22 protein-coding genes are annotated in these 24,304 nt (G+C 61.6%); 9 read left to right on the top strand and 13 right to left on the bottom strand.

What is annotated here, in order from left to right:
• The first annotated feature begins 26 nt into the window (after positions 1–26).
• The 6 genes from ACR52_RS14865 to ACR52_RS14840 all read left to right on the top strand — a co-directional run bounded on the left by ACR52_RS14865 (position 27) and on the right by ACR52_RS14840 (position 5,294).
• On the top strand, positions 27–953 hold the full coding sequence (locus tag ACR52_RS14865; protein ID WP_048725404.1) for a sigma 54-interacting transcriptional regulator: 927 nt from the start codon (positions 27–29) through the stop codon (positions 951–953).
• 125 nt (positions 954–1,078) lie between these two features.
• Positions 1,079–1,861 (top strand): MetQ/NlpA family ABC transporter substrate-binding protein, encoded by a 783-nt coding sequence (locus ACR52_RS14860; RefSeq protein ID WP_048725402.1) that lies wholly within the window; start codon positions 1,079–1,081, stop codon positions 1,859–1,861.
• A 497-nt stretch (positions 1,862–2,358) separates the two neighbouring features.
• Positions 2,359–3,024 (top strand): amino acid ABC transporter permease, encoded by a 666-nt coding sequence (locus ACR52_RS14855; RefSeq protein WP_003187615.1) that lies wholly within the window; start codon positions 2,359–2,361, stop codon positions 3,022–3,024.
• On the top strand, positions 3,005–3,664 hold the full coding sequence (locus ACR52_RS14850; protein ID WP_048725399.1) for an amino acid ABC transporter permease: 660 nt from the start codon (positions 3,005–3,007) through the stop codon (positions 3,662–3,664). Before ACR52_RS14855 ends, ACR52_RS14850 begins: the two co-directional genes overlap by 20 nt.
• The gene (locus ACR52_RS14845) at positions 3,661–4,437 is read left to right on the top strand and encodes an amino acid ABC transporter ATP-binding protein (RefSeq protein ID WP_048725398.1); all 777 of its coding nucleotides are present in this window, start codon (positions 3,661–3,663) and stop codon (positions 4,435–4,437) included. Before ACR52_RS14850 ends, ACR52_RS14845 begins: the two co-directional genes overlap by 4 nt.
• A complete protein-coding gene (locus tag ACR52_RS14840; RefSeq protein WP_048725395.1) occupies positions 4,434–5,294 on the top strand; it encodes a transporter substrate-binding domain-containing protein in 861 nt (286 codons plus the stop codon). Before ACR52_RS14845 ends, ACR52_RS14840 begins: the two co-directional genes overlap by 4 nt.
• A 124-nt stretch (positions 5,295–5,418) precedes the next feature.
• Here the strand turns inward: ACR52_RS14840 and ACR52_RS14835 are convergent, their stop codons facing one another.
• Positions 5,419–6,579 (bottom strand): AAA family ATPase, encoded by a 1,161-nt coding sequence (locus ACR52_RS14835; RefSeq protein WP_048725393.1) that lies wholly within the window; start codon positions 6,577–6,579, stop codon positions 5,419–5,421.
• A gap of 120 nt (positions 6,580–6,699) precedes the next feature.
• Here ACR52_RS14835 and ACR52_RS14830 point away from each other — a divergent pair, with 120 nt between their 5' ends.
• The 3 genes from ACR52_RS14830 to ACR52_RS14820 are packed head-to-tail and all read left to right on the top strand — an operon-like array spanning position 6,700 to position 11,932.
• Positions 6,700–7,803: an efflux RND transporter periplasmic adaptor subunit gene (locus ACR52_RS14830; protein ID WP_048725391.1), complete on the top strand. Its 1,104-nt coding sequence runs from the start codon at positions 6,700–6,702 to the stop codon at positions 7,801–7,803.
• Complete coding sequence (locus ACR52_RS14825; RefSeq protein WP_048725388.1) at positions 7,800–8,870, top strand: efflux RND transporter periplasmic adaptor subunit; 1,071 nt, start codon at positions 7,800–7,802, stop codon at positions 8,868–8,870. The genes ACR52_RS14830 and ACR52_RS14825 overlap by 4 nt, the downstream gene beginning before the upstream one ends.
• Entirely contained in the window at positions 8,867–11,932 is a 3,066-nt protein-coding gene (locus ACR52_RS14820; protein ID WP_048725386.1) for an efflux RND transporter permease subunit, read from the top strand. The genes ACR52_RS14825 and ACR52_RS14820 overlap by 4 nt, the downstream gene beginning before the upstream one ends.
• Before the next feature lie 119 nt (positions 11,933–12,051).
• On the opposite strand, the gene ACR52_RS14815 is transcribed toward ACR52_RS14820, so the two are convergent.
• The 12 genes from ACR52_RS14815 to ACR52_RS14760 form a co-directional block, all read right to left on the bottom strand.
• Positions 12,052–12,678 carry a class I SAM-dependent methyltransferase gene (locus ACR52_RS14815; protein WP_048725384.1) on the bottom strand — a complete coding sequence of 209 codons (627 nt, stop codon included), beginning with the start codon at positions 12,676–12,678 and terminating at the stop codon, positions 12,052–12,054.
• 224 nt (positions 12,679–12,902) lie between these two features.
• Positions 12,903–13,547, bottom strand: a complete 645-nt coding sequence (locus ACR52_RS14810; protein ID WP_016974994.1) for a methionine ABC transporter permease — start codon at positions 13,545–13,547, stop codon at positions 12,903–12,905.
• Positions 13,537–14,652 carry a methionine ABC transporter ATP-binding protein gene (locus ACR52_RS14805; protein WP_048725382.1) on the bottom strand — a complete coding sequence of 372 codons (1,116 nt, stop codon included), beginning with the start codon at positions 14,650–14,652 and terminating at the stop codon, positions 13,537–13,539. Before ACR52_RS14805 ends, ACR52_RS14810 begins: the two co-directional genes overlap by 11 nt.
• Before the next feature lie 2 nt (positions 14,653–14,654).
• Positions 14,655–15,464 carry a MetQ/NlpA family ABC transporter substrate-binding protein gene (locus tag ACR52_RS14800; RefSeq protein WP_048725379.1) on the bottom strand — a complete coding sequence of 270 codons (810 nt, stop codon included), beginning with the start codon at positions 15,462–15,464 and terminating at the stop codon, positions 14,655–14,657.
• A gap of 145 nt (positions 15,465–15,609) precedes the next feature.
• On the bottom strand, positions 15,610–16,977 hold the full coding sequence (locus tag ACR52_RS14795; protein WP_048725377.1) for an LLM class flavin-dependent oxidoreductase: 1,368 nt from the start codon (positions 16,975–16,977) through the stop codon (positions 15,610–15,612).
• Positions 16,978–18,171, bottom strand: coding sequence for an SfnB family sulfur acquisition oxidoreductase (locus ACR52_RS14790; protein WP_048725375.1), 1,194 nt, complete (start codon positions 18,169–18,171; stop codon positions 16,978–16,980).
• Positions 18,172–18,212: 41 nt separating this feature from the next.
• Positions 18,213–19,454: an SfnB family sulfur acquisition oxidoreductase gene (locus ACR52_RS14785; RefSeq protein ID WP_048725373.1), complete on the bottom strand. Its 1,242-nt coding sequence runs from the start codon at positions 19,452–19,454 to the stop codon at positions 18,213–18,215.
• 187 nt (positions 19,455–19,641) lie between these two features.
• The gene (locus ACR52_RS14780; protein ID WP_048725371.1) at positions 19,642–20,427 is read right to left on the bottom strand and encodes a hypothetical protein; all 786 of its coding nucleotides are present in this window, start codon (positions 20,425–20,427) and stop codon (positions 19,642–19,644) included.
• 382 nt (positions 20,428–20,809) lie between these two features.
• Positions 20,810–21,556, bottom strand: a complete 747-nt coding sequence (gene tcyN, locus ACR52_RS14775; RefSeq protein WP_048725369.1) for an L-cystine ABC transporter ATP-binding protein TcyN — start codon at positions 21,554–21,556, stop codon at positions 20,810–20,812.
• 3 nt (positions 21,557–21,559) lie between these two features.
• A complete protein-coding gene (gene tcyL / locus ACR52_RS14770) occupies positions 21,560–22,225 on the bottom strand; it encodes a cystine ABC transporter permease (RefSeq protein ID WP_048725367.1) in 666 nt (221 codons plus the stop codon).
• Entirely contained in the window at positions 22,225–23,025 is an 801-nt protein-coding gene (gene tcyJ / locus ACR52_RS14765) for a cystine ABC transporter substrate-binding protein (protein WP_048725365.1), read from the bottom strand. The genes tcyL and tcyJ overlap by 1 nt, the downstream gene beginning before the upstream one ends.
• Positions 23,026–23,300: 275 nt before the next feature.
• A complete protein-coding gene (locus ACR52_RS14760; protein WP_048725363.1) occupies positions 23,301–24,299 on the bottom strand; it encodes a D-cysteine desulfhydrase in 999 nt (332 codons plus the stop codon).
• Positions 24,300–24,304 lie beyond the last annotated feature (5 nt).

Here is a 24,304-nt window from a genome sequence, read left to right as displayed (position 1 = left end):
GAGTGGATTTGGGGCGGGAGCCTGCCATGAGTCTGCATGAAACCTACGGCCAGCCACTGCTGACCTTCCCCGACGCCGAAAAAAGCCCACTGAGCATCCGCGCCAAGGCCCTGGTGTTCGTCGACCCACGTTCGCGGCAACTGCGCGAAGACCTGGAAAGCCTCGCGCCGCGTGCCTTGCCTGTGTTGATTCGCGGCGAGACCGGCAGTGGTAAAGAATTGCTGGCGCGGCATATCCACCGAGGCAGCGACCGCAGCGGTTTGTTTGTCTCGGTCAATTGCGGCGCGATCAGCCCTACCTACGCTGACGCAGAGTTGTTCGGCTATGCCGCCGGTGCCCACAGCGGCGCGGCCAGCAGCCGCGCCGGATGGTTTGGCTCGGCCAATGGCGGCACCTTGTACCTGGATGAGATCGGCGACTTGCCGCTGCCGATCCAGGTCAAATTGCTCGCCGCCCTGGAGAACCATGAAGTCACCCGTGTCGGCGCGCATCAGCCTAGCCCGGTGGACGTGCGCCTGGTGACGGCCACCAGTATCGATCTGGCCCAGGCGGTGGCGGCGGGCAAGTTCCATGAGCGCCTGTTCCATTACCTGAGCGAAGGCCAGCTCGACCTGCCGGCGTTGCGCGAGCGGGTCGGCGATATTCTGTCCCTGGCCGAATACTTCCTCGGCATCTACAGCCAGCGCCTGGACCTGCCCGTGCCGCTGATCAGCGACGCAGCCCAGCGCGTGCTGGAACACCACAGCTGGCCGGGCAATACCCGCGAGCTGGAAAACGTCATTCACTTTGCATTGCTGGTCAGCAGCGGCGATGAAATCTTGCCCGAGCATTTGAATTTGCCGGTGGCGGGCTCGGCCTTGGAGCAGGTGCAGCGGATTTTCGAGCGTGCCAGCCCCGCCGAGCAGGAAATATTGCGCAAATTCCTACATGAACAAAATGGAATATCAACGTGAATAAAAGATATTGTTCGGGAATAAAAAATATAGGTATTGTCGCCTGCATGCCGCGATAGCACTTCGCTGGCACTCTTCTTAAAACGGTCGTCAGAGACGCCCCGGAATTTCGATAAGGACACTGCATGAAAAAGGTTCTGTTGTTTACCGCACTGGCGGCTGCCCTGACTGCAAGCTTCGCCCAGGCCAACGAGAAACTGATCGTGGCTGCCACCCCGGTCCCGCACGCCGAGATCCTTGAACTGGTCAAGCCGATCCTGGCCAAAGAAGGCGTGGACCTGGAAATCAAAGTCTTCACCGACTACGTACAGCCAAACGTGCAAGTGTCCGAGAAGCGTCTGGACGCCAACTACTTCCAGACCCTGCCGTACCTGGAAAACTTCAACAATGGCAAGGGCACCAACCTGGTCACCGTGATCGGCGTGCACGTTGAACCCTTCGGCGGTTACTCGAAAAAGATCAAGAAAATTGAAGATCTGAAAGATGGCGCCACTGTCGCCATCCCGAACGAAGGCTCCAACAGCGGCCGCGCCCTGTTGCTGCTGCAAAAGAACGGTCTGATTACGCTGAAAGACCCGACCAATGCCTTGGCTACGCCAAAAGACATCGCCACCAACCCGAAAAACCTCAAATTCAAAGAGCTGGAATCGGCTCTGCTGCCGCGTGTTCTGGACCAGGTTGACCTCGACTTGATCAATACCAACTACGCTCTGGAAGCTGGCCTCAACCCGGCTAAAGACGCGCTGATCATTGAAAGTTCCGACTCTCCGTACGTGAACTTCCTGGTGGCTCGTCCGGACAACAAGGACAGCGCCGCGATCCAGAAACTGGCCAAGGCCCTGACCAGCCCGGAAGTCAAAGCCTTCATCGAGAAGAAGTACAACGGCGCGGTTGTGCCAGCGTTCTGATGTAAGCCAAACCCCCTTCAAGGTTTGAACGCCGACGGCTCGTATAGCGTCGGCGTTTTTTTATGGGCCTTGAAATGCGATAAAAAACTGTGGGAGGGGGCTTGCTCCCGATAGCGGTCTGTCAGACAGATGTACTGGCTGATGCACCGCTATCGGGAGCAAGCCCCCTCCCACAGTTGACCTTCAGCGTTTCAGATAGGGCGGCTATTAATCGCCCGGCGCAACGCCACCAACCATTTCACCAACTCTTGCGGATCAATCGGTTTCGCTTCGCTCATCGTTCATTCCCTCGAAATACAGCTTTCCTTTGACCCCCTCACCCTAGCTGTCACCCGCCAAACCCGCGAATCCGTAGGTTATCTTTTTGGGTGATATCAATATGCTATTTGGGTATTTAAATTTTGCTTTTTATACCTTTAAAGTTCGCGCTACCCGGCGTTACCCACGCCGGACTGGACTTCGCTGCTGCATTACCCCTGCGGCGTCATGGACTCAAGATGACCTTCGATTTTGCTTTTATCCTCAGCACCCTGCCGGCGTTTCTCAAGGCCGTGGGGGTGACGTTGCAAGTGGGCCTGATCGCCATTGCCACCTCACTGCTGGTGGCGCTGATCAACGCAGCGCTGCTGGTGTTTCGCACGCCGTACCTGTCGCGCCTGGTGGCGCTGTATGTGGAACTGGCGCGTAACACGCCGCTGCTGATCCAGCTGTTCTTCGTGTACTTCGCCTTGCCGGCCCTGGGGTTCAATATCTCCGGGTTCTGGGCGGCGATCATCACCATGACCTTCCTCGGCGGCGCCTACCTCACCGAAGTGCTGCGCGCCGGTGTGGAAGCCGTGCCGCTGGCACAGATCGAGTCGGGCAAGTCCATCGGCCTGTCCGACTGGCAGTTGCTGCGTCATGTGATCCTGCCCCAGGCCGGCATCCTCAGCCTGCCGGCGCTGTTCGCCAATTTCATTTTCCTGCTCAAGGAGACCACTGTGGTCTCTGCTGTGGCGGTGCCGGAGATTCTCTACACCACCAAGAGCTACATCGCGCTCTATTACAAGACTTACGAAATGCTTGCCGTGCTGACGCTGATTTGCGTGCTGCTGTTTTTGCCGCTGTCGCTGCTGCTCAGCCGCCTGGAAAGGAGGCTCCAGCATGGCCAGTTCGGGTCTTGAGTTGTTGTGGGTGTCATTGCCGCAACTGGGCAAGGGCGCTGCGCAAACCCTGTCGATTTCCTTTTTGAGCATCGCCTTCAGCACCGTCGGCGGCGTGTTGTACGGCGTACTGCGTGCCCTGAATAACCGGGCGGTCAACTGGGTGCTGCGGATTTACCTGGAACTGTTCCGCGCGATCCCGGTGCTGGTGTGGTTGTACCTGTTGTTCTTTGGCCTGCCGATTTTCTTCGGCCTGAGCATCCCGAGTTTCTGGTGCGCGGTGCTGGTGCTGTCGCTGTGGGGGGCGAGTGAAGTGGGCGAAGTGGTGCGCGGCGCGTTGCATTCGCTGCCCCGTGGCCAACGTGAGGCGGGGTTGTCGATCGGCCTGTCCGACCCGCAGTTGTACGGCTACGTGCTGCTGCCCCAGGCCCTCAAGCGTATGACGCCGCCGACCATCAACGTCTACACGCGCATCATCAAGACCAGCTCCCTGGCGGTGCTGATCGGCGTGGTGGACGTGATCAAGGTCGGCCAGCAAATCATTGAGCGCACCTATGAGTCGGTGTTGATCTACGGCGCGCTGTTCCTGTTTTTCTTCTTTATCTGCTACCCGTTGTCGGCCGCCTCCAAGGTGCTGGAACGGCGCTGGGCCCAAGCATGAGCGCATTGATCGAGTTTCAGGGTTTCAACAAATTCTTCGGCGAGCAGCAGGTGCTCAAGGGCATCGACCTGAGCGTGCAAAGCGGCGAAGTGGTGGTGATCCTCGGCCCCAGCGGCTGCGGCAAAAGCACCTTGCTGCGTTGCCTCAATGGCCTGGAAGTCGCGCACAGCGGCAGCCTGCGGTTTGCCGGCAAGGAGCTGCTGGACAAAAAAACCGACTGGCGCCAGGTGCGTCAGGACGTGGGCATGGTGTTCCAGAGCTATCACCTGTTCCCGCACATGAGCGTGCTCGATAACATCCTGCTCGGCCCGCTGAAAGTGCAGAAACGCGAGCCCCGCGAAGCCCGCGCCCAGGCGGAGAAACTGCTGGAGCGCGTCGGCCTGGCCGACAAACGCGACGCCTACCCGCGCCAGCTGTCCGGCGGCCAGCAGCAACGCATCGCCATCGTTCGTTCGCTGTGCATGAACCCGCAGGTCATGCTGTTTGACGAAGTCACCGCAGCCCTCGACCCGGAGATGGTCAAGGAAGTGCTGGAGGTGATCCAGGGCCTGGCCCGCGATGGCATGACCCTGCTGATCGTCACCCATGAAATGGCCTTCGCCCGCGCCGTCGCCGACCGCGTGGTGTTTATGGAGGCCGGCTGCATCCTCGAACACAACACCCCCGAAGAATTCTTTACGAACCCGCAAACCGCACGCGCGCAGCAGTTCCTGGAGAAGTTCTCCTTTGTTTCAACACTGCCCAAGAAAACCAAGGAACTGGAGCTGATATGAAAACTGCCAAGTTGTTACTGCCACTGCTCGCCGTCGCTTTGCTGGCCGGCTGCGATAAAAAGGCCGAAGAGCCCGCAAAACCAGCCGCTGCTGCTGTGAGCTACATCGATAAAATCAAAGCGCGCGACAAGCTGATCGTCGGCGTATTTACCGACAAGCCGCCGTTCGGTTTCGTCAACGAAGCCGGTCGCTACGTCGGCTTCGATACCGACATCGGCCGCCAATTCGCCAAGGACCTGCTGGGCGATGAAAACAAAGTCGAATTCGTTGCCGTCGAGCCGGCCAGCCGTATTCCTTTCCTGCAAAGCGACAAGGTCGACCTGATCCTCGCCAACATGACCGTGACGCCTGAGCGCAAGGAAGCGGTGGACTTCACCAACCCCAACCTGAAAGTTGCGGTGCAGGCCCTGGTGCCTAACGACAGCGCGGTGAAAAGCCTGGATGACCTGGCCTCCCGCACCACCATCGTCACCACCGGCACCACGGCGGATATCTGGCTGACCAAGAACCACCCGGACTGGAAACTGCTCAAGTTCGAGAAAAACTCCGAGTCGCTGCAAGCGCTGTCGGCCGGTCGAGGTGACGCTTACGCGCAGGACAATTTGGTGCTGTTCAGCTGGGCCAAGCAGAACCCTGGCTACCGCGTGCTGGAAGAGAAACTCGGCGACGAAGCGCCGATTGCGCCGGCGGTGAAGAAGGGCAACATCGAACTGCGCGACTGGGTGAATGCCGAGCTGGCGAAGTTGGGTGAAGAGAAGTTTTTGCTCAAGCTGTACGACCAATATGTGCGTAAAGAACTGAGCGATGACACCAAGCCTGAGAGCGTGATTGTTGAAGGCGGGAAGTGGCAGGGCTGATCCCAACCTGATCGTTCCCACGCGCAGCAAAGGAATGCCGCTTTGGACGCTCTGCGTCCGCTTTTGGGACGCGGAGCGTCCCGGGATGCATTCCTTTGCTGCGCGTGGGAACGATCATTGGCGGCTATTCCGGCCAATGCCACGCCGGCGCATCCAAAATCCCCTGCCCGACGATCTGCGTTTCCCCCAGCACCTTCTCCAGCACAATCGAATTGCACCCCTCATCCTGCTGCAACGCCGCAATCAACCGGCTGGCATGCGACACCACCCACACCTGGCAGTGCTGGGACGCCTGGATAATCAAGCGCGCCAACGCCGGCAGCAAATCCGGATGCAGGCTGGTTTCCGGTTCGTTCAGCACCATCATGGTCGGCGGCCGTGGCGTCAGCAGCGCCGCGATCAGCAGCAGGTAACGCAAGGTACCGTCCGACAACTCCGCCGCCGATAACGGCCGCAACAACCCTTCCTGATAAAACTCGATAGCAAAGCGCCCACCCTGCAACGGTTCGATGTTCAAGCGGGCACCGGGAAACGCATCGCTCACCGCCCGCTGCAACGCTTCGGGGTCTCCGATCTCGCGGATCGTCTGCAACGCTGCTGCCAGGTCACGGCCATCGTGATGCAGCACCGGCGTGCGCGTGCCCAGTTGCGGCTGGCGCACAGGTGCATCGACGTCGCTGCGAAAGTGATCATAAAAGCGCCAGCCGCGAATGCTTTCGCGCAGCAGCAATACCTCTGGCGAGCCGCGCAGGCTGCCGACCTGGTCGAACAGGCTGTGGTAGTTGGGGGTGTGCTGCGCGAGTACATCCCAAGCGCGGCCGTCGCGGGCGCGCACCATGGGGCCCGAGCGTTGCACCAGCAGGCTGGCCGGGCGATAGATATGGCCGGCCCAGATGCATTCCTTCTTCACTTCCGGGTCCAGTGAGAAATACGACAGGGTTTTTTCAGGCAGCCCCAAGGAAATGGCGTAGCTGAAATCCTCGCCGGCAAAGCCCAGGCGCAGGCGTCTGACGCCCTGGCGCACGATCGGCTCCACCGGCACTTCACCGCTGCGCATGCGCCGGCTGATGGTCTCCGGCCCGGCCCAGAAGGTCGAATCCAGCCCGCCTTCACGGGCCAGCGCATTGATCACTCCGCCCTGGGCGGTTTCGGCCAGCAGGCGCAGGGCGCGGTACAGGTTGGACTTGCCGCTGCCATTGGGCCCGGTGATCAGGTTCAACCGGGCCAGCGGCACCACCAATTTATTGATCGAGCGGTAATTGGCCACCGCGAGGGTTTTCAGCATAAGTCAGCTATCGGCGTGGGAACCATTGAAGTATGGGAGCCTCCATGCAGATAAGGAACCCTGATCTAAGCTCACAGTCGCATACACACTGGCACATCGCGTCACGCAAAAGGAGCCTGCATGGGCGGTCGCACTTCGACATTTATTTTAAGCCTTGGCCTACTGACGCTGCTGAGCGGCTGTGGCCAGGAAAAAGCCGAGCCCAAGCAGCATTCCCGGGTGTTTGTGCAGACCGTGCAGTCCGCCGATTTCGCCGCGGCGGTCACGCTGACCGGGGATATCCAGGCCCGTGTGCAAACCGACCTGTCGTTTCGCGTCGGCGGCAAGATCATCCAGCGCATGGTCGACGTGGGCGACCGCGTGACCGCCAGGCAAGTGCTGGCCAAGCTCGACCCCAAGGACTTGCAGACCAACGTCGATTCCGCCCAGGCCCAGGTTGTTGCCGAACAGGCTCGGGTCAAGCAGACCGCCGCCGCCTTCGTGCGCCAGGAAAAACTCCTGCCCAAGGGCTACACCAGTCGCAGCGAATACGATTCCGCCCAAGCCGCCTTGCGCAGCAGCCAAAGCGCCCTGGCCGCCGCCCAAGCCCAGCTGGCCAATGCCCGCGAGCAACTGGGCTACACGTCGCTGATTGCCGATGCCCCCGGCATTATCACTGCGCGCCAGGCCGAAGTCGGGCAGGTGGTGCAGGCCACCGTGCCGATTTTCAGCCTGGCCCGCGATGGCGAGCGTGACGCGGTGTTCAACGTCTATGAATCGTTGCTGGTAGAGCCACCGGCGGATGTGCCGATTACCGTCAGCCTGCTGGATAACCCAAGTATCAAGGCCGTGGGCAAAGTGCGCGAAGTCACCCCGGCCGTGGCCGCCAACACCGGCACCGTGCAAGTGAAGATCGCCCTGCAGGCGCTGCCCAAAGGCATGGAATTGGGCTCGGTGGTCAGCGCCACTGCCAATGGCCCGGCCAAGCCCAGCATCGAGTTGCCGTGGGCCGCACTGACCAAAGACCTCAGCGAACCCGCCGTGTGGCTGGTGGACGGCGACGGCAAAGCGCAATTGCACAAGGTCAGCGTGGCGCGTTATCTCACCGGTAAAGTCATCATCAGCGACGGCCTCAAGGGCGGTGAAAAAGTCGTGGTGGCCGGCGGGCAATTGCTGCACCCCGGCATGCTCGTCGAGATCGCCCAGCCACCGGATCAAGCCCAGGCCCAGGGAGTGCAACCATGAAGCAGCTGACGGTTGTACTCGCCGCCAGCCTGCTGCTGGTGGCCTGCTCCAAGGAAGAACCGCCGCCCGAGCCCGTGCGCCCGGTGCTGTCGATGGAAGTGAGGTCCGAAGACCAGGAGACCCTCGGCCGCTTCGCCGGCACCCTACAGGCCCGTTACGAAAGTAACCTCGGTTTCCGCGTGCCCGGCCGCATCGCCCGCCGCGCCGTGGATGTCGGCGCCGAAGTCGAGAAGGGCGCCTTGCTCGCTGTCCTCGACCCCACCGACCAACAGAACCAACTGCGCGCCGCCCAGGGCGACCTTGCTCGTGTGCAGGCGCAGTTCATCAACGCCCAGGCCAACGCCCGGCGCCAGCAGGAATTGTTCAACCGTGGTGTCGGCGCCCAGGCCCAACTCGACGTAGCCCTGACCGACCTGAAAACCACCCAGGCCAGCCTCGACCAGGCCAAGGCCTCGGTCAACCAGGCCAAGGACCAGCTCAACTACGCCGAACTGCGCACCGACCACGCCGGCATCGTCACCGCCTGGAACGCCGAGGCCGGCCAGGTAGTCAGCGCCGGCCAGCAGGTGGTGACCCTGGCCCGGCCGGATATCAAGGAGGCGGTGATCGACCTGCCCGCCGGCCTCGCCGAGCGCCTGCCCAGCGATGTGGTGTTCCTCGTCGCCGGGCAACTCGACCCGAGCGTCAACACCACCGCCACCGTGCGTGAGATCGAACCCCAGGCCCAAAGCGCCACGCGCACGCGTCGTGCGCGCCTGACCCTGGCCGAGACGCCCGCCGCGTTTCGCCTCGGTACCGCGATCAGCGTGACCTTGAGTTCAGCCATCGCCCCACGCATCGAATTGCCCCTCAGCGCCTTGCAGCAAGTCGACGGCAAGACCCGCATCTGGATGCTCGACACCCAGAGCCAGACGGTGCAGCCGCGCGACGTCAGCGTCATCAGCCGTGACGCCGACAGCGCCTTGCTCAGCGGCGGCGTCAAACCCGGCGAGCGCATCGTTACCGCCGGCGTGAACAGCCTGAAACCCGGGCAAAAAGTCAAAATCGACGAGGACAGCCCGCGATGAAAGGGAGCTTCAACTTATCCGACTGGGCCCTCAAGCATCAGTCCTTCGTCTGGTACCTGATGTTCGTCGCGCTGCTGATGGGCGTGTTTTCCTACATGAACCTGGGCCGCGAGGAAGACCCTTCGTTCACCATCAAGACCATGGTGATCCAGACCCGCTGGCCGGGCGCGACCCAGGAAGAAACCCTCAAGCAGGTCACTGACCGCATCGAGAAAAAACTCGAAGAGCTCGACGCCCTCGACTATGTGAAAAGCTACACCCGGCCCGGCGAGTCCACGGTGTTCGTATTCCTCAAGGACACCACCAGCGCCAAGGCGATCCCCGAGATCTGGTACCAGGTGCGCAAGAAGATCGACGACATTCGCGGCACCTTCCCCCAGGGTTTGCAGGGGCCGTCGTTCAACGATGAGTTCGGTGACGTGTTCGGTTCGGTGTATGCGTTTACCGGCGATGGCCTGTCGATGCGTCAGTTGCGCGACTACGTCGAGCAGGTGCGCGCGCAGATCCGTGCAGTGCCGGGGCTCGGCAAGGTCGAGATGATCGGCCAACAGGATGAAGTGATTTACCTGAATTTCTCCACGCGCAAACTCGCGGCGCTCGGTGTGGATCAGCGTCAGGTGGTGCAAAGCCTGCAGTCACAGAACGCGGTGACCCCGGCCGGGGTGATCGAGGCGGGGCCGGAGCGGATTTCCGTGCGCACCTCCGGGCAGTTCGCCTCGGAGAAGGACCTGGCCAACGTCAACCTGCGGCTCAATGACCGCTTCTATCGCCTGGCGGATATCGCCGAGATCACCCGTGGCTACGTCGACCCGGCGCGGCCGATGTTCCGCTTCAACGGCAAGCCGGCGATTGGCCTGGCCATCGCCATGCAGAAGGGCGGCAATATCCAGTCGTTCGGCAAGGCCCTGCACACGCGCATGGACGAGCTGACCGCCGACCTGCCGGTGGGCGTCGGCGTGCACAAGGTCTCCGACCAGGCGGAAGTGGTGGAAGAGGCCGTCGGCGGTTTCACCAGCGCGCTGTTCGAAGCGGTGATCATCGTGTTGGTGGTGAGTTTTATCAGCCTCGGCATGCGTGCCGGGCTGGTGGTGGCATGCTCGATCCCGTTGGTGCTGGCGCTGGTATTTGTGTTCATGGAATACAGCGGCATCACTATGCAGCGCGTGTCGCTGGGCGCGTTGATCATCGCCCTCGGCCTGCTGGTGGACGACGCGATGATCACCGTGGAGATGATGATCACGCGCCTGGAAAAAGGCGAAACCAAGGAACAGGCGGCGACTTACGCCTACACCTCGACCGCGTTCCCGATGCTCACCGGTACGCTGGTCACGGTGGCCGGCTTTGTGCCGATTGGCCTCAACGCCAGTTCGGCGGGCGAGTACACCTTCACCCTGTTTGCGGTGATTGCCGTGGCGATGCTGGTGTCGTGGGTCGTGGCGGTGCTGTTTGCGCCGGTGATTGGCGTGCACATCCTCAGCGCCAATGTGAAGCCGCACAGCAACGAGCCGGGGCGTGTCGGCCGCGCCTTTAATGGCGGCATGTTGTGGGCGATGCGCAACCGCTGGTGGGCGATCGGCATCACCGTGGGGTTGTTTGTGGCGTCGGTGTTCTCGATGCAGTTTGTGCAGAACCAGTTCTTCCCGTCGTCGGACCGCCCGGAAGTTCTGGTCGACCTCAACCTGCCGCAAAACGCCTCGATCAACGAAACCCGCAAGGCCGTCGACCGCCTGGAAGCGATCATCAAGGACGACCCGGACATCGCGCGCTGGAGCACCTATATCGGCCAGGGCGCGATTCGTTTCTACCTGCCCCTCGACCAGCAACTGGAAAACCCCTACTACGCGCAGCTGGTGATCGTCAGCAAGGGCCTGGAAGAGCGTGGGGCATTGATCGAGCGCCTGCAAAAACGCCTGCGTGATGATTTCGTCGGCGTCGGCAGCTTTGTGCAGCCGCTGGAAATGGGCCCGCCGGTGGGCCGTCCGATCCAGTACCGGGTCTCCGGCAAAGACACCGACCAGGTGCGCAAGCACGCTATCGAACTGGCGACCTTGCTGGATAAAAACACCCGCCTGGGCGAGATCATTTACGACTGGAACGAGCCAGGCAAAGTGCTGCGCATCGACATCGCCCAGGACAAGGCGCGGCAGTTGGGCTTGTCGTCGGAAGACGTGGCGCAGTTGATGAACAGCGTGGTCAGCGGCGCTTCGGTGACCCAGGTGCACGACGATATCTACCTGATCAACGTGGTCGGACGCGCCGAAGACGCCGAGCGTGGCACGCCGGAAACCTTGCAGAACCTGCAGATCGTCACGCCCAACGGCACCTCGATACCGCTGCTGGCCTTCGCCACCGTTCGCTACGAGCTGGAGCAGCCGCTGGTGTGGCGCCGCGACCGTAAACCGACGATCACCATCAAGGCCGCGGTTCGCGATGAGATGCAGCCGACGGATCTGGTGAAGCAGCTCAAACCCGAGATCGACAAATTCAGCGCCGGCCTGCCTGTGGGTTACAAGGTCGCTACCGGCGGCACCGTGGAAGAAAGCGGCAAGGCCCAGGGCCCGATCGCCAGCGTGGTGCCGCTGATGTTGTTTTTGATGGCGACGTTCCTGATGATCCAGTTGCACAGCGTGCAGAAGATGTTCCTGGTGGCGAGTGTCGCGCCGTTGGGGTTGATCGGTGTGGTGCTGGCGCTGATCCCCACGGGCACGCCGATGGGCTTTGTGGCGATCCTCGGTATTCTCGCGCTGATCGGCATCATCATCCGCAACTCAGTGATCCTGGTGACGCAGATCGACGCCTACGAGCGCGATGGCTACACGCCGTGGGACGCGGTGGTGGAAGCTACCGAGCACCGGCGCCGGCCGATTCTGCTGACGGCCGCTGCGGCGAGCCTGGGCATGATCCCCATCGCCCGCGAAGTGTTCTGGGGGCCGATGGCCTACGCGATGATTGGCGGGATCATCATCGCCACGTTGCTGACATTGTTGTTCCTGCCGGCGCTGTACGTGGCGTGGTACAAAATCCGCGAGCCAAAGCCTGAGCAACAGGAAAAACTCGGTTAAAAAATGTGGGAGCGGGCGTGCTCGCGAATGCGCTGTATCAGCCGCCAGATGTGTTGGCTGAACCACCGCTTTCGCGAGCAAGCCCGCTCCCACATTTGGAATGTGTTGCCAAGTCGGTTCTAGGGTTTGCGCCAGACGCTGGCCAGCCAGGGTTGCTGTTCCCTAGGTAGCCCGGCGGGCCGGAAGTAATGTTCCAACTCTTCAAACCCCGCTGCCGTCAGCAGTGCTTGCCAGGCTGCCAGGTCGTGATAAGACCCATACCGCGGTCCATTCCAGCCTTCCTGATTCTCACCGCGCGGATTGGAGCTGAACAGCACGCCCCCAGGCTTCAGCGCCCCGTGCAACTGCTTGAGAATACGCGGCAGTTCCTGCTTGGGAATATGAAACAGCACCGCATTGGCAAACACCCCGTCGAAGCGTTCATCAGGCAAATCCAGCTTGAGAAAGTCCTGTTGCAACACCTCACAGCCACTGTCTTCCCGCGCCATCTGCGCAAACCGCTCGGAGCCGTCCAGCCCCACGGCGATATGGCCCATGCGGGTAAACGTCTGCAAATCGCGCCCCGGCCCGCAGCCGAAATCCAGCACGGTAAACGGCGCCGTCCCCTGGATATGCCGCAACAACGCGTCGATATTCTGGCTCACATCGTGATCACGCGTGCCCTCGCGAAAATCCTCGGCCACCTTGTTGTAGTGGCCGAGGGTGGTGGACGTGATCTGGTCGAGGTCGTCGGGCTTGAGGGTCATGACGGGGAGTACCGGGCGTTGAGATGGCCCGACTATACCCCAACCGTTCGTACCTGATCGTTCCCGCGCTCTGTGTGGGAATGCCTCCTGTGATGCTCCGCGTCACGACTTTAAGAGCGATTGCTGCGCGTCCAGGGCTGCATTTCCGAGCGGAGCGTGGGAACGATCAGCCCTGTGGCGAGCGGGCTTGCCCCGCGTTGGGCTGCGTAGCAGCCCCCAGTTTTTCAGCGCTTGTTCAGCACGCGTGCCAGGCGATCGCCACCCAGCTGGATCACCGCCACCAGAATCACCAGCAGCACGATCACCGTGAGCATGATCTGCGTATCAAAACGCTGATACCCATAACGGTACGCAATGTCGCCCAGGCCGCCCGCGCCAATTGCCCCGGCCATGGCCGACGAGTTGATCATCGTTACCAGGGTAATGGTGAACCCGCCAACGATCCCCGGCAGAGCCTCCGGCAACAGCACATGCCAGATGATGTGCCAGCGTCGGCAGCCCATGGCCTGCGCGGCTTCGATCAGACCATGATCAACCTCGCGCAAACTCACCTCGGCGATCCGCGCAAAGAACGGTGTGGCGGCGATGGTCAGCGGTACGACCGCCGCCCACACGCCGTACGTGGTGCCGACGATCAGCCGGGTGAACGGGATCAGCGCCACCATCAGAATCAAAAACGGAATCGAGCGGAACAGATTGACGAACGCCCCCAGCACCCGGTTCAGCGCCGGTGCCTGATAGATGCCGCCCTTGTCGCTGGTCACCAGAAACACCGCCAGCGGAATGCCCACCAGCAACGCAATCAACGACGACACGCCGACCATCAACAACGTGTCGATGGCGCCCTGTACTAAACGATCAAACCACATAACCGAGTACCTCCACCTGTTGCGCCCACCGCCCGGCGCGGCTGCGCAGTGCTTCGGCGTTATGGGGCGAGCCACTCACCGCCAGCAGTAATTGCCCCAGGGCATGACCCTGAATCCGTTCCACCCCGCCCTGCAGCAAGCGCACACGCCCGCCGAGATCACTGAACAGCGCGGCCAGGTCCGGTTCATCGCTGGCGCTGCCGGTGAACTGCACACGCACCACCACCGCCGCGTCTGCCGACTCGGGCGTGGCCTGCAAGCGGCTTTGCAGCTCTGGCGGCAGCCCGTGTTGCAGCGGCGCCAGCAGGGTCTTGCTGACCTCGTGCTGCGGGTTGCCAAACACTTCCCACACCGGGCCTTGCTCGACGATGCGCCCGTGTTCCAGCACCACCACGCGGTCGCAGATTTCGCGGATCACCGCCATTTCATGGGTGATCAACACGATGGTCAGGCCCAGGCGCTGGTTGATCTCGCGCAGCAGGCCGAGGATCGACTGAGTGGTCTCCGGGTCGAGGGCCGAGGTGGCCTCGTCGCACAGCAGAATCTGCGGGTCGTGCACCAGCGAGCGGGCGATGCCCACGCGCTGTTTCTGCCCGCCGGAAAGCTGCGCCGGGTAGGCCTTGTGCTTGTCCTGCAAGCCCACCAGTTCCAGCAGTTCGCGTACCTTTTGCTCGCGCTGCAGCGTGGGCACGCCGGCGACTTTCAGCGGCAACTCAACGTTCTGCCACACGGTCTTGGCCGACATCAGGTTGAAGTGCTGGAAGATCATGCCGATGCGCCGACGCAGCGCCACCAGACGGTCTTCGTCGAATTCGCCGATGTCGACCTGATCGATCAGCACGCGCCCACTGCTGGGTTGTTCCAGGCGGTTGATGGTGCGGATCAGCGACGACTTGCCGGCGCCGCTGCGGCCGATAATGCCGAACACTTCACCGCGCTGGATCGCCAGGTCGATGCCTTGCAAGGCATGCACGGTGCCGTCGTAGGTCTTGCCCAGGTTGATAAAGCGCACGTGGGCGCGGTTCAGGTCCGGATGCAGTTCTGTCTGCTCGGCGTCCCTGGGCGGCAGGCCCAGGTCGCGCAGTTGAGAGTGGGCGGCGGTCATGCTCAGCCTTCCCAGCCGACTTGGTAGAGCTTGCCGAGGGATTTATCCAGGGCGGCGCGTACCACCGGCGAATGCTGGTAGATGTCGACGAACTTGATCACGCGCGGGTCGGTTTTGCTCTTGGGCTGGATGACGAACTGGATCACATATTCCGGGTGGTCGAGGCCGTCGAACAGCAGCGCCGACTCGGCATCGAAGGTCTTGGACAGGCGTATGTACGCCGGGTAGCCCTGCACCAGGTCGGCGTCGTCGTAGGCGCGCACCAGTTGCACGGCTTCCACTTGCAGGATCTTGATCTTTTTCGGGTTGGCGACGATGTCTTCTTCGGTGGCCTTGTAGCCCACGCCCGGCTTGAGGGTGATCAAGCCCGCCTTGGCCAGCAACTGCAGGCCGCGACCGCTGTTGATCGGGTCATTGGCAATTGCCACGCTGGCGCCTTGGGGCAGGTCGTTGAAGCTTTTGTATTGCTTCGAGTACAGGCCGACGTTGTTGATGATGCCCGGCGCGTACGGTGTCAGCTCAAAACCGGCGGCGGCCTTGGCGTTTTCCAGGAACGGGATGTGCTGGAAGTAATTCACGTCGATATCGCCAGCGGCCAGGCTGACGTTGGGCGCGATCCAGTCGGTGAACTCCACCAGCTCGACCTTCAGGCCTTGCTTGCCGGCCTCTGCGACGGCGGCTTCCAGGGGGATCGCGAACGCGGCAGTGGTGCCGACTTTCAACGGTGCATCGGCGGCGAATACCGCCGAGCTGAACAGTCCGAGTGCCAGGGCCAGTGCTTTGACTGGATGGGAGAGTAGTGTCTTTTTCATAATGGATTTCCAGTCGTAAGGTGTTGGTGCAAACAATAGAGTTCCAATGTGGGAGGGGGCTTGCTCCCGATGGCGGTGTGTCAGCAAACGAATCCGGTGACTGATTCACTGCCATCGGGAGCAAGCCCCCTCCCACATTTTTTGTTCAGTGGCGGTAGGTGGAACCGGTGTGTTGTTCTGGGAGGCGAGCAGTGCCGTGGAAGACCTTCTCCCGTAGCGTGCCGCTCTCATATTCGGTCTTGTACGAACCGCGTTTTTGCAACTCCGGCACCACCAGGTCGATAAAGTCGACGTAGCTTTCCGGCGTGACGATGCGCGTGAGGTTGAAGCCATCCAGGCCGGTTTCGCTGATCCAGGATTCCAGTTCGTCGGCGACCTGTTCAGGTGAGCCGACCAAGGTGATGTAGCGCCCGCCCAAGGCGTGCTGCTCGAGCAATTTGCGTCGGGTCCAGTCGTTGTTTTGCAGGTTCTTGGTGGCCGACTGGATCGCGTTGCTCTTCACGTACTGGATCGGTTCGTCCAGTTCGTATTGGGCAAAATCGATCGCCGTGGACGCCGAAAAATGCGCCACGCCCGCTTCGGCACTCGCATAACTCAAGTACTCGGCGTGCTTGGCCCAGGCCAGCGCTTCGGTGGCGCCGACGATCACGTTGAGGCCCATGAACACCTTGATGTCGTCCGGGTTGCGCCCGGCCTCGACGGCGCTGGCGCGCACCTTGTCCACCTGGGCTTTGGTCGCGGCCTTGTTCTGCCCGCTGATAAATACGCACTCGGCATGCCGCCCGGCGAACAGTAAGCCACGGTCCGAACTGCCGGCCTGGAACAGCACTGGCGTACGCTGCGGCGACGGCTCGCACAGGTGATAACCCTCCACCTGGTAGAACTCGCCGTGGTGCTCGACCTTGTGCACCTTGCCCGGCTGGGCATAGATCCGCGCGCGTGGATCGTTAAGCACCGCGTCATCTTCCCAACTGCCTTCCCAGAGTTTGTAGAGCACCTCCAGGTACTCATCGGCCTGGTCGTAGCGTCGGTCATGCTCGACCTGTTCGGTCAGGCCCATGGCCTTGGCGGCGCTGTCGAGGTAGCCGGTTACGATGTTCCAACCGACCCGGCCACGGCTCAGGTGGTCGAGTGTGGACATGCGCCGGGCGAACAGGTACGGCGGCTCGTAGGTGAGATTGGCGGTGAGGCCGAAGCCGAGGTTTTTGGTCACGGCAGCCATGGCCGAAACCAGCAGCAACGGGTCGTTCACCGGCAGTTGGATCGACTCCTTGAGCGGCACATCGATCGAGTTTTGGTACACGTCGTACACGCCAACGATGTCGGCGATGAACAAACCGTCGAACAAGCCACGCTCCAGGGTTTGCGCCAGGTCGGTCCAGTACTCAATGGTTTTGTATTGGGTCGAGGTATCCCGTGGATGCGTCCACAGGCCGTGGTTGATGTGCCCGATGCAGTTCATGTTGAAGGCATTGAGCAGGATCTTTTTTTTCGTTTTCAGAGGCAGGGCCATTTAGATAGTCCCCCGTAGTGGCGGGTTTTCATCGTTGAGGTAGTAATTGCCCACCGCGTGATACTTCCAGCGCACCGGGTCGTGCAGGGTGTGCACGCGGGCGTTGCGCCAGTGGCGGTCGAGGCCATGCTCGGCCAGGGTCGCCTGGCTGCCGGCCAGTTCGAACAGCGTGCTGCCGGCGGCCAGGGAAATCTCGGTGCTCAAGGCGCGGACTTCGGCGACCGCGATTGAGGCGGCGGCGACGGTCTCGGCATTGCTGTCGGCCTGGGCGCGGTCGAGGAATTCACCGGAGCGTTCCAGCAGCGCCTCGGCGGCGTGCAGGCGAATGCTCAGGTGGCCGAAGCTCTTCAACGTCAGCGGGTCTTCAGTGGCTTTGTCGTTGCCGGAATCGATCCATGGGCGAGTCTTGGTGCGTACAAAGTGCAGCGCATCTTCGAACGCGGCGCGGGCGATGCCGGTGTCGATGGCGGCGTGAAGGATTTGCGCCAATGGGCCGACGGTGGTCGGTCGTTCGAAAGCGCTCTGGAACGGGATCACGTCTTGGGCCGCGACCCACACGTTATCGAACACCACCGAACCGCTGCCGGTGGTGCGCTGGCCGAAGCCGCTCCAGTCGTCGATCACGCTCAAGCCTTCGCTGTCGCGTGGCACGAAGGCCAGTTGTTGCACGCCGTTTTCATCCACCACCGAAGTGGGGATGCGCTGGGCATAGATCGCGCCAGTGGAGTAGAACTTGCGGCCGGTGATGCGAAAGCCGTCGCCGTCGCGGGTGATAGACGTCACGCGGTCATGGGCGGTCTTGGTGCCCAACTCCGCGAGGGCATTGCCGAAACGCTGGCCGGCGAGCACTTCGGCGTACAGGCGTTGTTGCTGCGCCGGGCTGCCGTTCACGCGCAGCACTTCAAGGGCGTAGAAATGGTTCTGCGGAATCTGGCCCAGCGAGGCATCGGCCTGGGCGATCAGTGCAATGACCTTGGCCAGGGTGACGTTGGACACACCGGCGCCGCCGTACTCCTTGGGCACGCTGATGCCCCACAGGCCGGAGCGGGAAAATACATCCAGTTCAGGTAGTGGCAAGCGGCGTTCGCGGTCGCGCTGGGCGCTGTCGCGGCGGAAGTCTTCGGCCAGGTCGCTGGCGACAATAAGGGCTTGTTCGTCGCTGGTGATAAACGCGACGTTTGCAGAGAAAGTCATGTGTGTTCTCCAGAAGCTCGTGGAAAAAGTGTTCTGGTCGGTTAAATCCAGGAATGGCGAGCAGGCAGAGTGCCGTTCAGGCGATAAGCGCCCACCGCGTGATACTTCCAGCGCACCGGGTCGTGCAGGGTGTGCACCCGGGCGTTGCGCCAGTGGCGGTCGAGGTTGAACTCGGCGAGGGTGGCGCGGCTGCCTGCCAGTTCGAAGAGCTTTTCGCTGACCAGCAACGACACTTCGGTGGTCAACACCTTGGCCTCGGCCACGGCAATCGAGGCGCGTGCGGCGGATTGCGCGGTGATCGGTGCGGCGCTGACCTGGTCCAGTACCTGCCCGGCCTTGCGCAGCAGCGCCTCGGCGGCGTGCAGTTCGATCTTCAGCTTGCCGATATCGGCGATCACGTACAGGTCATCGCTGGCACGCTCGACCTTGGCGTCGATCCACGGCCGCGAACGTTCGCGCACGAATGCGATGGTGTCATCCAGCGCGCCACGGGCGATGCCGGCGTCGATGGCGGCCTGGATCAACTGCGAGACGGCGCCTTGAATATTCGGGCTTTCGCCGATACGCCAGTTCTCGACCACCAGTTCAGCGTCGACGGGCACCTGGTTGAGCAGTACGGTGCCGCTGGCGGTGGTGCGTTGGCCAAAGCCGGACCAATCGTCAACGATGCGCAGCCCTTCAGTGCCACGCCGCACAAACGCCATGACTTGCTTGCCGTCATCGTTCAGCGCTTTCACCGCGACCCAGTGGGCGAACAGGGCACCGGTGGAGTAAAACTTTTGGCCGCTGATGACGTACCCGTCACCCTCGGCGGTGATGCGCGCTTTGAGGTCCAGGGTGTTTTTGGTGCCGCGTTCCGGGCCGCCGTTGCCGATGCGCCAGCCGTCGAGCACGCTTTGGAACAGCTGCTTTTTCTGGCGCTCGGTGGCGGCACCCTGCAACAGGTGCAGGATGCCGAAATGGTTCTGCGGGATCTGCCCGAGCGCCGGGTCTGCCGCGCTGATGATCGCGAACACATCGGCCAGGGTCACGAAAGAGACCTGTGGGCCGCCGTATTCGCGAGGAATGGAAATACTGCCGAGCCCGCTGCGGGTGAATTGCTCGATCTGCGCCCACGGCAACGTGCGTTGCTGATCGCGTTTGGCCGCTTGCAGGCGCGCGGCCTGGGCCAGTTCATGGGCCGCGTTCAACGCTTGTGCGTCATTGCGCAGCACAACGGCCGGCAACAGCAGGGGGGCTACGTCCAGATCACTCTGGGGGGGGGTTAGAGCCAAGTTAGACATCAGCGCCGCTCCTTGGCTGCACGTAATGCCCTGGCGTTATGCACCGGGGTAATTCTGACCATACCGACCTCGCATTCAATGAAATGAAAACAGAAAAATCAGGAATGTCCGGTGGTCCGGTGTATATACCCTAGGCGTGTTAAATCTTTAAATAAACTAACTTTTAGGAATATGCATAGAAGGGCTGTTACCCAGGTTCCAAGGGGGAGCCGAGGCGACGCGGTTGATAGATCAGCGCGGCCCTGGCCAGGCGGGTCGGCGCCTGTGGCGGGCAGGCGGCGATGCGCAAGGTGCGGGCCGGCGCCCAGCGTGAATTATTGCCCACGCAATCGAGGATGCAGTACGTCACCTCCAGCCGGCTGTCGTCGCCGGCTTCGACAATCACCGCCGAAGGCATCCACACCTGCACCGCCTGCCCGACGTCCCGGGGCTGGAGGGCTGGCAGGTCCAAGCGCACGTCGCCCCAGCGCAGCGTGATCGCGTCACCGCTGGCCATGTTCAGGTAGGGCTCGATGGTCAGGGGAATACCGCGTCGTACCTGGCTGCTGTTGACCCCGTAACGGCGGATGGTGTCGGGCAGGTTGACCGGCGCGAGGTTCTGGTTTTCGTCGGTGTACAGGGCCGAGGGCCGACCGCCGGGACAGTCGGTCTTGACGCGCACTCGCGTCACGGCCGAACGCGCGGGGCCATGGCCGATCTGCATGACCTGGTAGTGAACCCGTGCGGCCCCCTCCTGCACAAAACTTTCGGGGACCCGCAGGCGCGTTGGAATGCCGACCTTGCAGGCGGTGACCCGCCGCGAATCGGCAAAGCAGTTGTTCCAGAACAGCTCGATCAGGTCGCCTTCATCCATGCCGGGATAGGGCGCGATGTCGACCTGCAGCCGGCTGGCGGCGAGGGCATTGATGCCGTTTCCAAGGGCCTGGGGCAAGGTCGGGGCGGTGAGCATGGCCGGGGTTGCAGTGCGCGTCATAAGTAATCTCCTTGATGCAGCCAGCAGCAATCGTTCCGGACCGTTGGCGCGGGTGCGCGGTGGTCCGAAATGAACGATTCAGTGAGTAGCCGGGATAGGATCCAATCCTCTGGGTGCTAGATAAGAGGGTTGGCCAGGGGGCGTCAATGGCGGCAAAGGGCTAAACGGCAGGTTGGAGCAGATTCAGAAGGGTCTGACTGGGAGGGGGATTTTTGGGTGTGCGTCACGTGGTGTTTTACGCCCACGGATGAGGATTTACTGTAGGAGCCGCTTGTTGTGGCGAGGGCGCTTGCTCACGCTGGAGTGCGAAGCGCTCCCAGGATTTTTTGGGCCGCTACGCAGCCCAGCGGGAGCAAGCTCCCTCGCCACATTCGGAGCGGTGTCAGTGGGCTAAAAATTTGCTCAGGAACTGCTGGGTGCGTTCTTCCTTGGGGTTGGCGAACAACGCCTTGGCTTCGCCTTGCTCCACGATCACGCCCTTGTCGAAGAAGATCACCCGGTTGGCCACGTCGCGGGCAAAGCTCATTTCGTGGGTGACGATCACCATCGTGCGGTTTTCTTCGGCGAGGCTGCGAATGGTCGCCAGCACTTCACCCACCAGTTCCGGGTCGAGGGCCGAGGTAGGTTCGTCGAACAGAATCACCTCCGGCTCCATGGCCAACGCACGGGCAATCGCCACGCGCTGTTGCTGGCCACCGGACAGGCGCCGTGGGTAAGACGCTTCCTTGCCCGCCAGGCCGACCCTGGCCAGCAGCTTGAGACCCAGGGCCGTGGCCGCGTCACGTGGCATCTTCTTGACCACAATCGGGCCTTCGATGACGTTTTCCAGCGCGGTGCGGTGCGGGAACAGGTTGAAGTTCTGGAACACAAAACCCACGTGCTGGCGCAGGCGCCGCACCAGGCCTTGTTGCTGGTTGAGCGGCTTGCTGCTGTCGATCTCGATATCACCGACCTTGATGCGCCCGCTGGTGGGTTCTTCGAGGAAATTCAGGCAGCGCAGGAAGGTGGTCTTGCCGGAACCGCTGGGGCCGATGATGGCGACGACTTCGCCTTCCTTGACCTCAAGGTCGATGCCGTTGAGCACCACCTGACCGTTGAATTGTTTGGTCAGTTTTTCAACCACGATCATGCTTCAAGACTCCAGGTCATGCCGGTTGACCCGGTCTTCAAGAACGTTTTGCACATGCGCAAGGATACTGATGAGCACCCAATAGATCAGGGCGGCCGACAGGTACATGGCAAACATTTCGAAGGTCCGCGCAGACACCAGTTGTGCCTGGCGCAACAGCTCCGGCACTTGAATGGTTGCCGCCAGTGAGGTGTCCTTCACCAGCGAGGTAAAGCTGTTACCCAATGGCGGCAGTGCCGTACGCATCGCCTGCGGCAGGATCGCCCGACGCAGGGTCTGCACGCGGGTCATACCGATACTGGCGGCAGCTTCCCACTGGCCACGCTCGATGGAGCTGATGGCGGCACGTAGGGTTTCACAGATATAAGCGGCCATGTTCAGCGAGAGGCCGATCAGGGCGGCGGGAATCGGGTCCAGTTCGATGCCCACTTGCGGCAAGCCGTAATACATCATGAACAGCTGTACCAGCAACGGCGTGCCGCGAAAGAACGACACGTAGACGCGGGCTACCCAGTTCACCAGCTTGAACCGCGACAGGCGCATTAACGCCAGACCAAAGCCTAGCAGGAAGCCGAAAAACATCCCGCCCAGGCTCAAGATGACGGTGAAGTACACGCCCTGCATCAAGAAGGGCGTGGAATCCAGGACGAGTTGGAGCTTTGCTTCCATTATTGGGTAACGTCAGCGTTGAAGTACTTATCCGACAGCTTCTTCAAGGTGCCGTCTGCGCGCAATTTGTCGAGGGCCTTGTTCACCGCCTCAAGCAGTTCAGGCTCGCCTTTGCGCAGGGCAACACCGGCTTCCTGACGGGAGAAGGCATCACCGGCAGCGACGGTGTCCGGGGCTTTTTTGGCGTATTCCAGGGCAGCCAGGCGGTCGATCAGGATGGCGTCGATGCGGCCGATGCGCAGGTCCTGGAACTTGGTTGGGTCATCTTCGTAGGTACGGATATCAGCGTTTGGCACATTGGCTTTCACCCACTGCTCGTAGTTGGTGCCCAGGCCCACACCCACCTTTTTATCGGCCAGGTCGGCGGCGGATTTGATGTTGAGTTTGTCTTCGTTCTTTTTCAGTACCAGCGCTTGAATTCCGGAAACGGTGTAGGGCTCGGAGAAATCGTATTTTTTCTTGCGCTCTTCGGAGATGGTCACCTGGTTGATCACGGCATCCAGACGCTTGGATTCCAATGCCGCCAAAATGCCGTCCCATTTGGTGGCCTGCAGCTTGATCTTCACGCCCAGTTCTTTGGCCAGCGCTTCGGAAAGTTCGACTTCGAAGCCTGCCAGTTTGCCTTTTTCATCCTGAAAGCTGAACGGTGGGTAGGTGCCTTCCAGGCCGATCTTGATCTCGCCAGCCTTCTTGATCTTGTCCAGCTGCTCGCCGGCAACTGCCTGGCCCAACAGACCAGCCCCGAGAGCCAGCCCCAATGTGCCCACCAGCAAGGTGCGACGGAATACGGAAATAGTCATGAACAGCCCCTGTGTTTTTTATGTTGAGCGAAGCAGGTGACGCGGTAGTCGTATCCTGCCTTAAAGCGCGTAGCGCGTCTTCGCCTACGGCGCGACTATAAAGCGGGTTTTTAAGACTTGAAAATAATATAAATAAATTATTTTATGCTTATTTGGAATATAGCGCAGCCCCAATGTGGGAGGGGGCTTGCTCCCGATAGCGGCGTGACAGTCAGCTCATCTGATACTGAAACACCGCCATCGGGAGCAAGCCCCCCACCACATTTAGCCCGTGTTCAATCCGTTAGAACGCGGTCGTAGGCAAACAACGCCGGCGCCCCACCGGTATGCAGGAAAATGATCGGGCCGTCCTCGAACCGCTGACGCCCGATGCCATCCAGCAAGCCGGCCATGGCCTTGCCAGTGTAGACCGGGTCCAGCAGCAGGCCTTCCTGGCTCGCCAGCAGCTTGATCGCCGACAGGGTGCCGGCGTTCGGCTCGCCGTAGCGCGGGCCGAAGTACTCGTCCCACAGGATCACCTTGAACGCCTCGGGAATGTCCACACCCAGCAACTCGGCAGTGCGTTCGGCCAGGCCTTGGACTTTCGGGCGCTGGGTCTCGTCGGTGCGCGACACGGTGACGCCAATCACCGGCAGGTTCGGCAGCACTTCACTCAGCGCCAATGCCAGGCCGCTGTGAGTGCCGGCACTGCCGGAGGCGAGCACCACGGCGGCAAAATCGATCCCGCTGGCTTCGATCTGCCCGGCCAGTTCCAGCCCGGCGCGCACATAACCCAGGGCGCCGAGCGCATTGGAACCACCGATGGGCACGAGGTACGGCTTCTTGCCGTTGCTGCGCAGGCGGTCGGCGAGGGCGTTGAGTTGGTCGTCGACGTTATCGAGGTTCTCGACCAATTCGACCTTGGCGTCGAACAACTCCAGCAGCAGGCGGTTGCCGTTGCCCAGGTAGTTGGGGTCTTCGGTGCCGGTAGGGTTTTCCAGCAGGGCGACGCAGCCCAGGCCGAGCTTGGCGGCGAGGGCAGCCGTCTGGCGTACGTGGTTGGACTGGATCGCGCCGGCGGTCACCAGGGTGTCGGCGCCTTGGGCAAGCGCATCGGCCGCCAGGTATTCGAGTTTGCGCAGCTTGTTGCCGCCCATGGCCAGTGGTGTGGTGTCATCGCGTTTAACGTAAATATCGCGTCCCAGCCAGTTCGACAGCCGCTCGAGTTTTTCCAGGGCGGTGGCACCGCCCAGCAGTTCCAGACGGTTAAAACGGTCGAGCTGTTGTTTGATCATGGCTA

The sequence above is a fragment of the Pseudomonas fildesensis genome (assembly GCF_001050345.1).
In the GTDB taxonomy this organism is placed as follows: Bacteria; Pseudomonadota; Gammaproteobacteria; order Pseudomonadales; family Pseudomonadaceae; genus Aquipseudomonas; species Aquipseudomonas fildesensis.
Note: the sequence above shows the minus strand (reverse complement) of the source record. Positions and strands in the feature narration are given on the sequence as shown.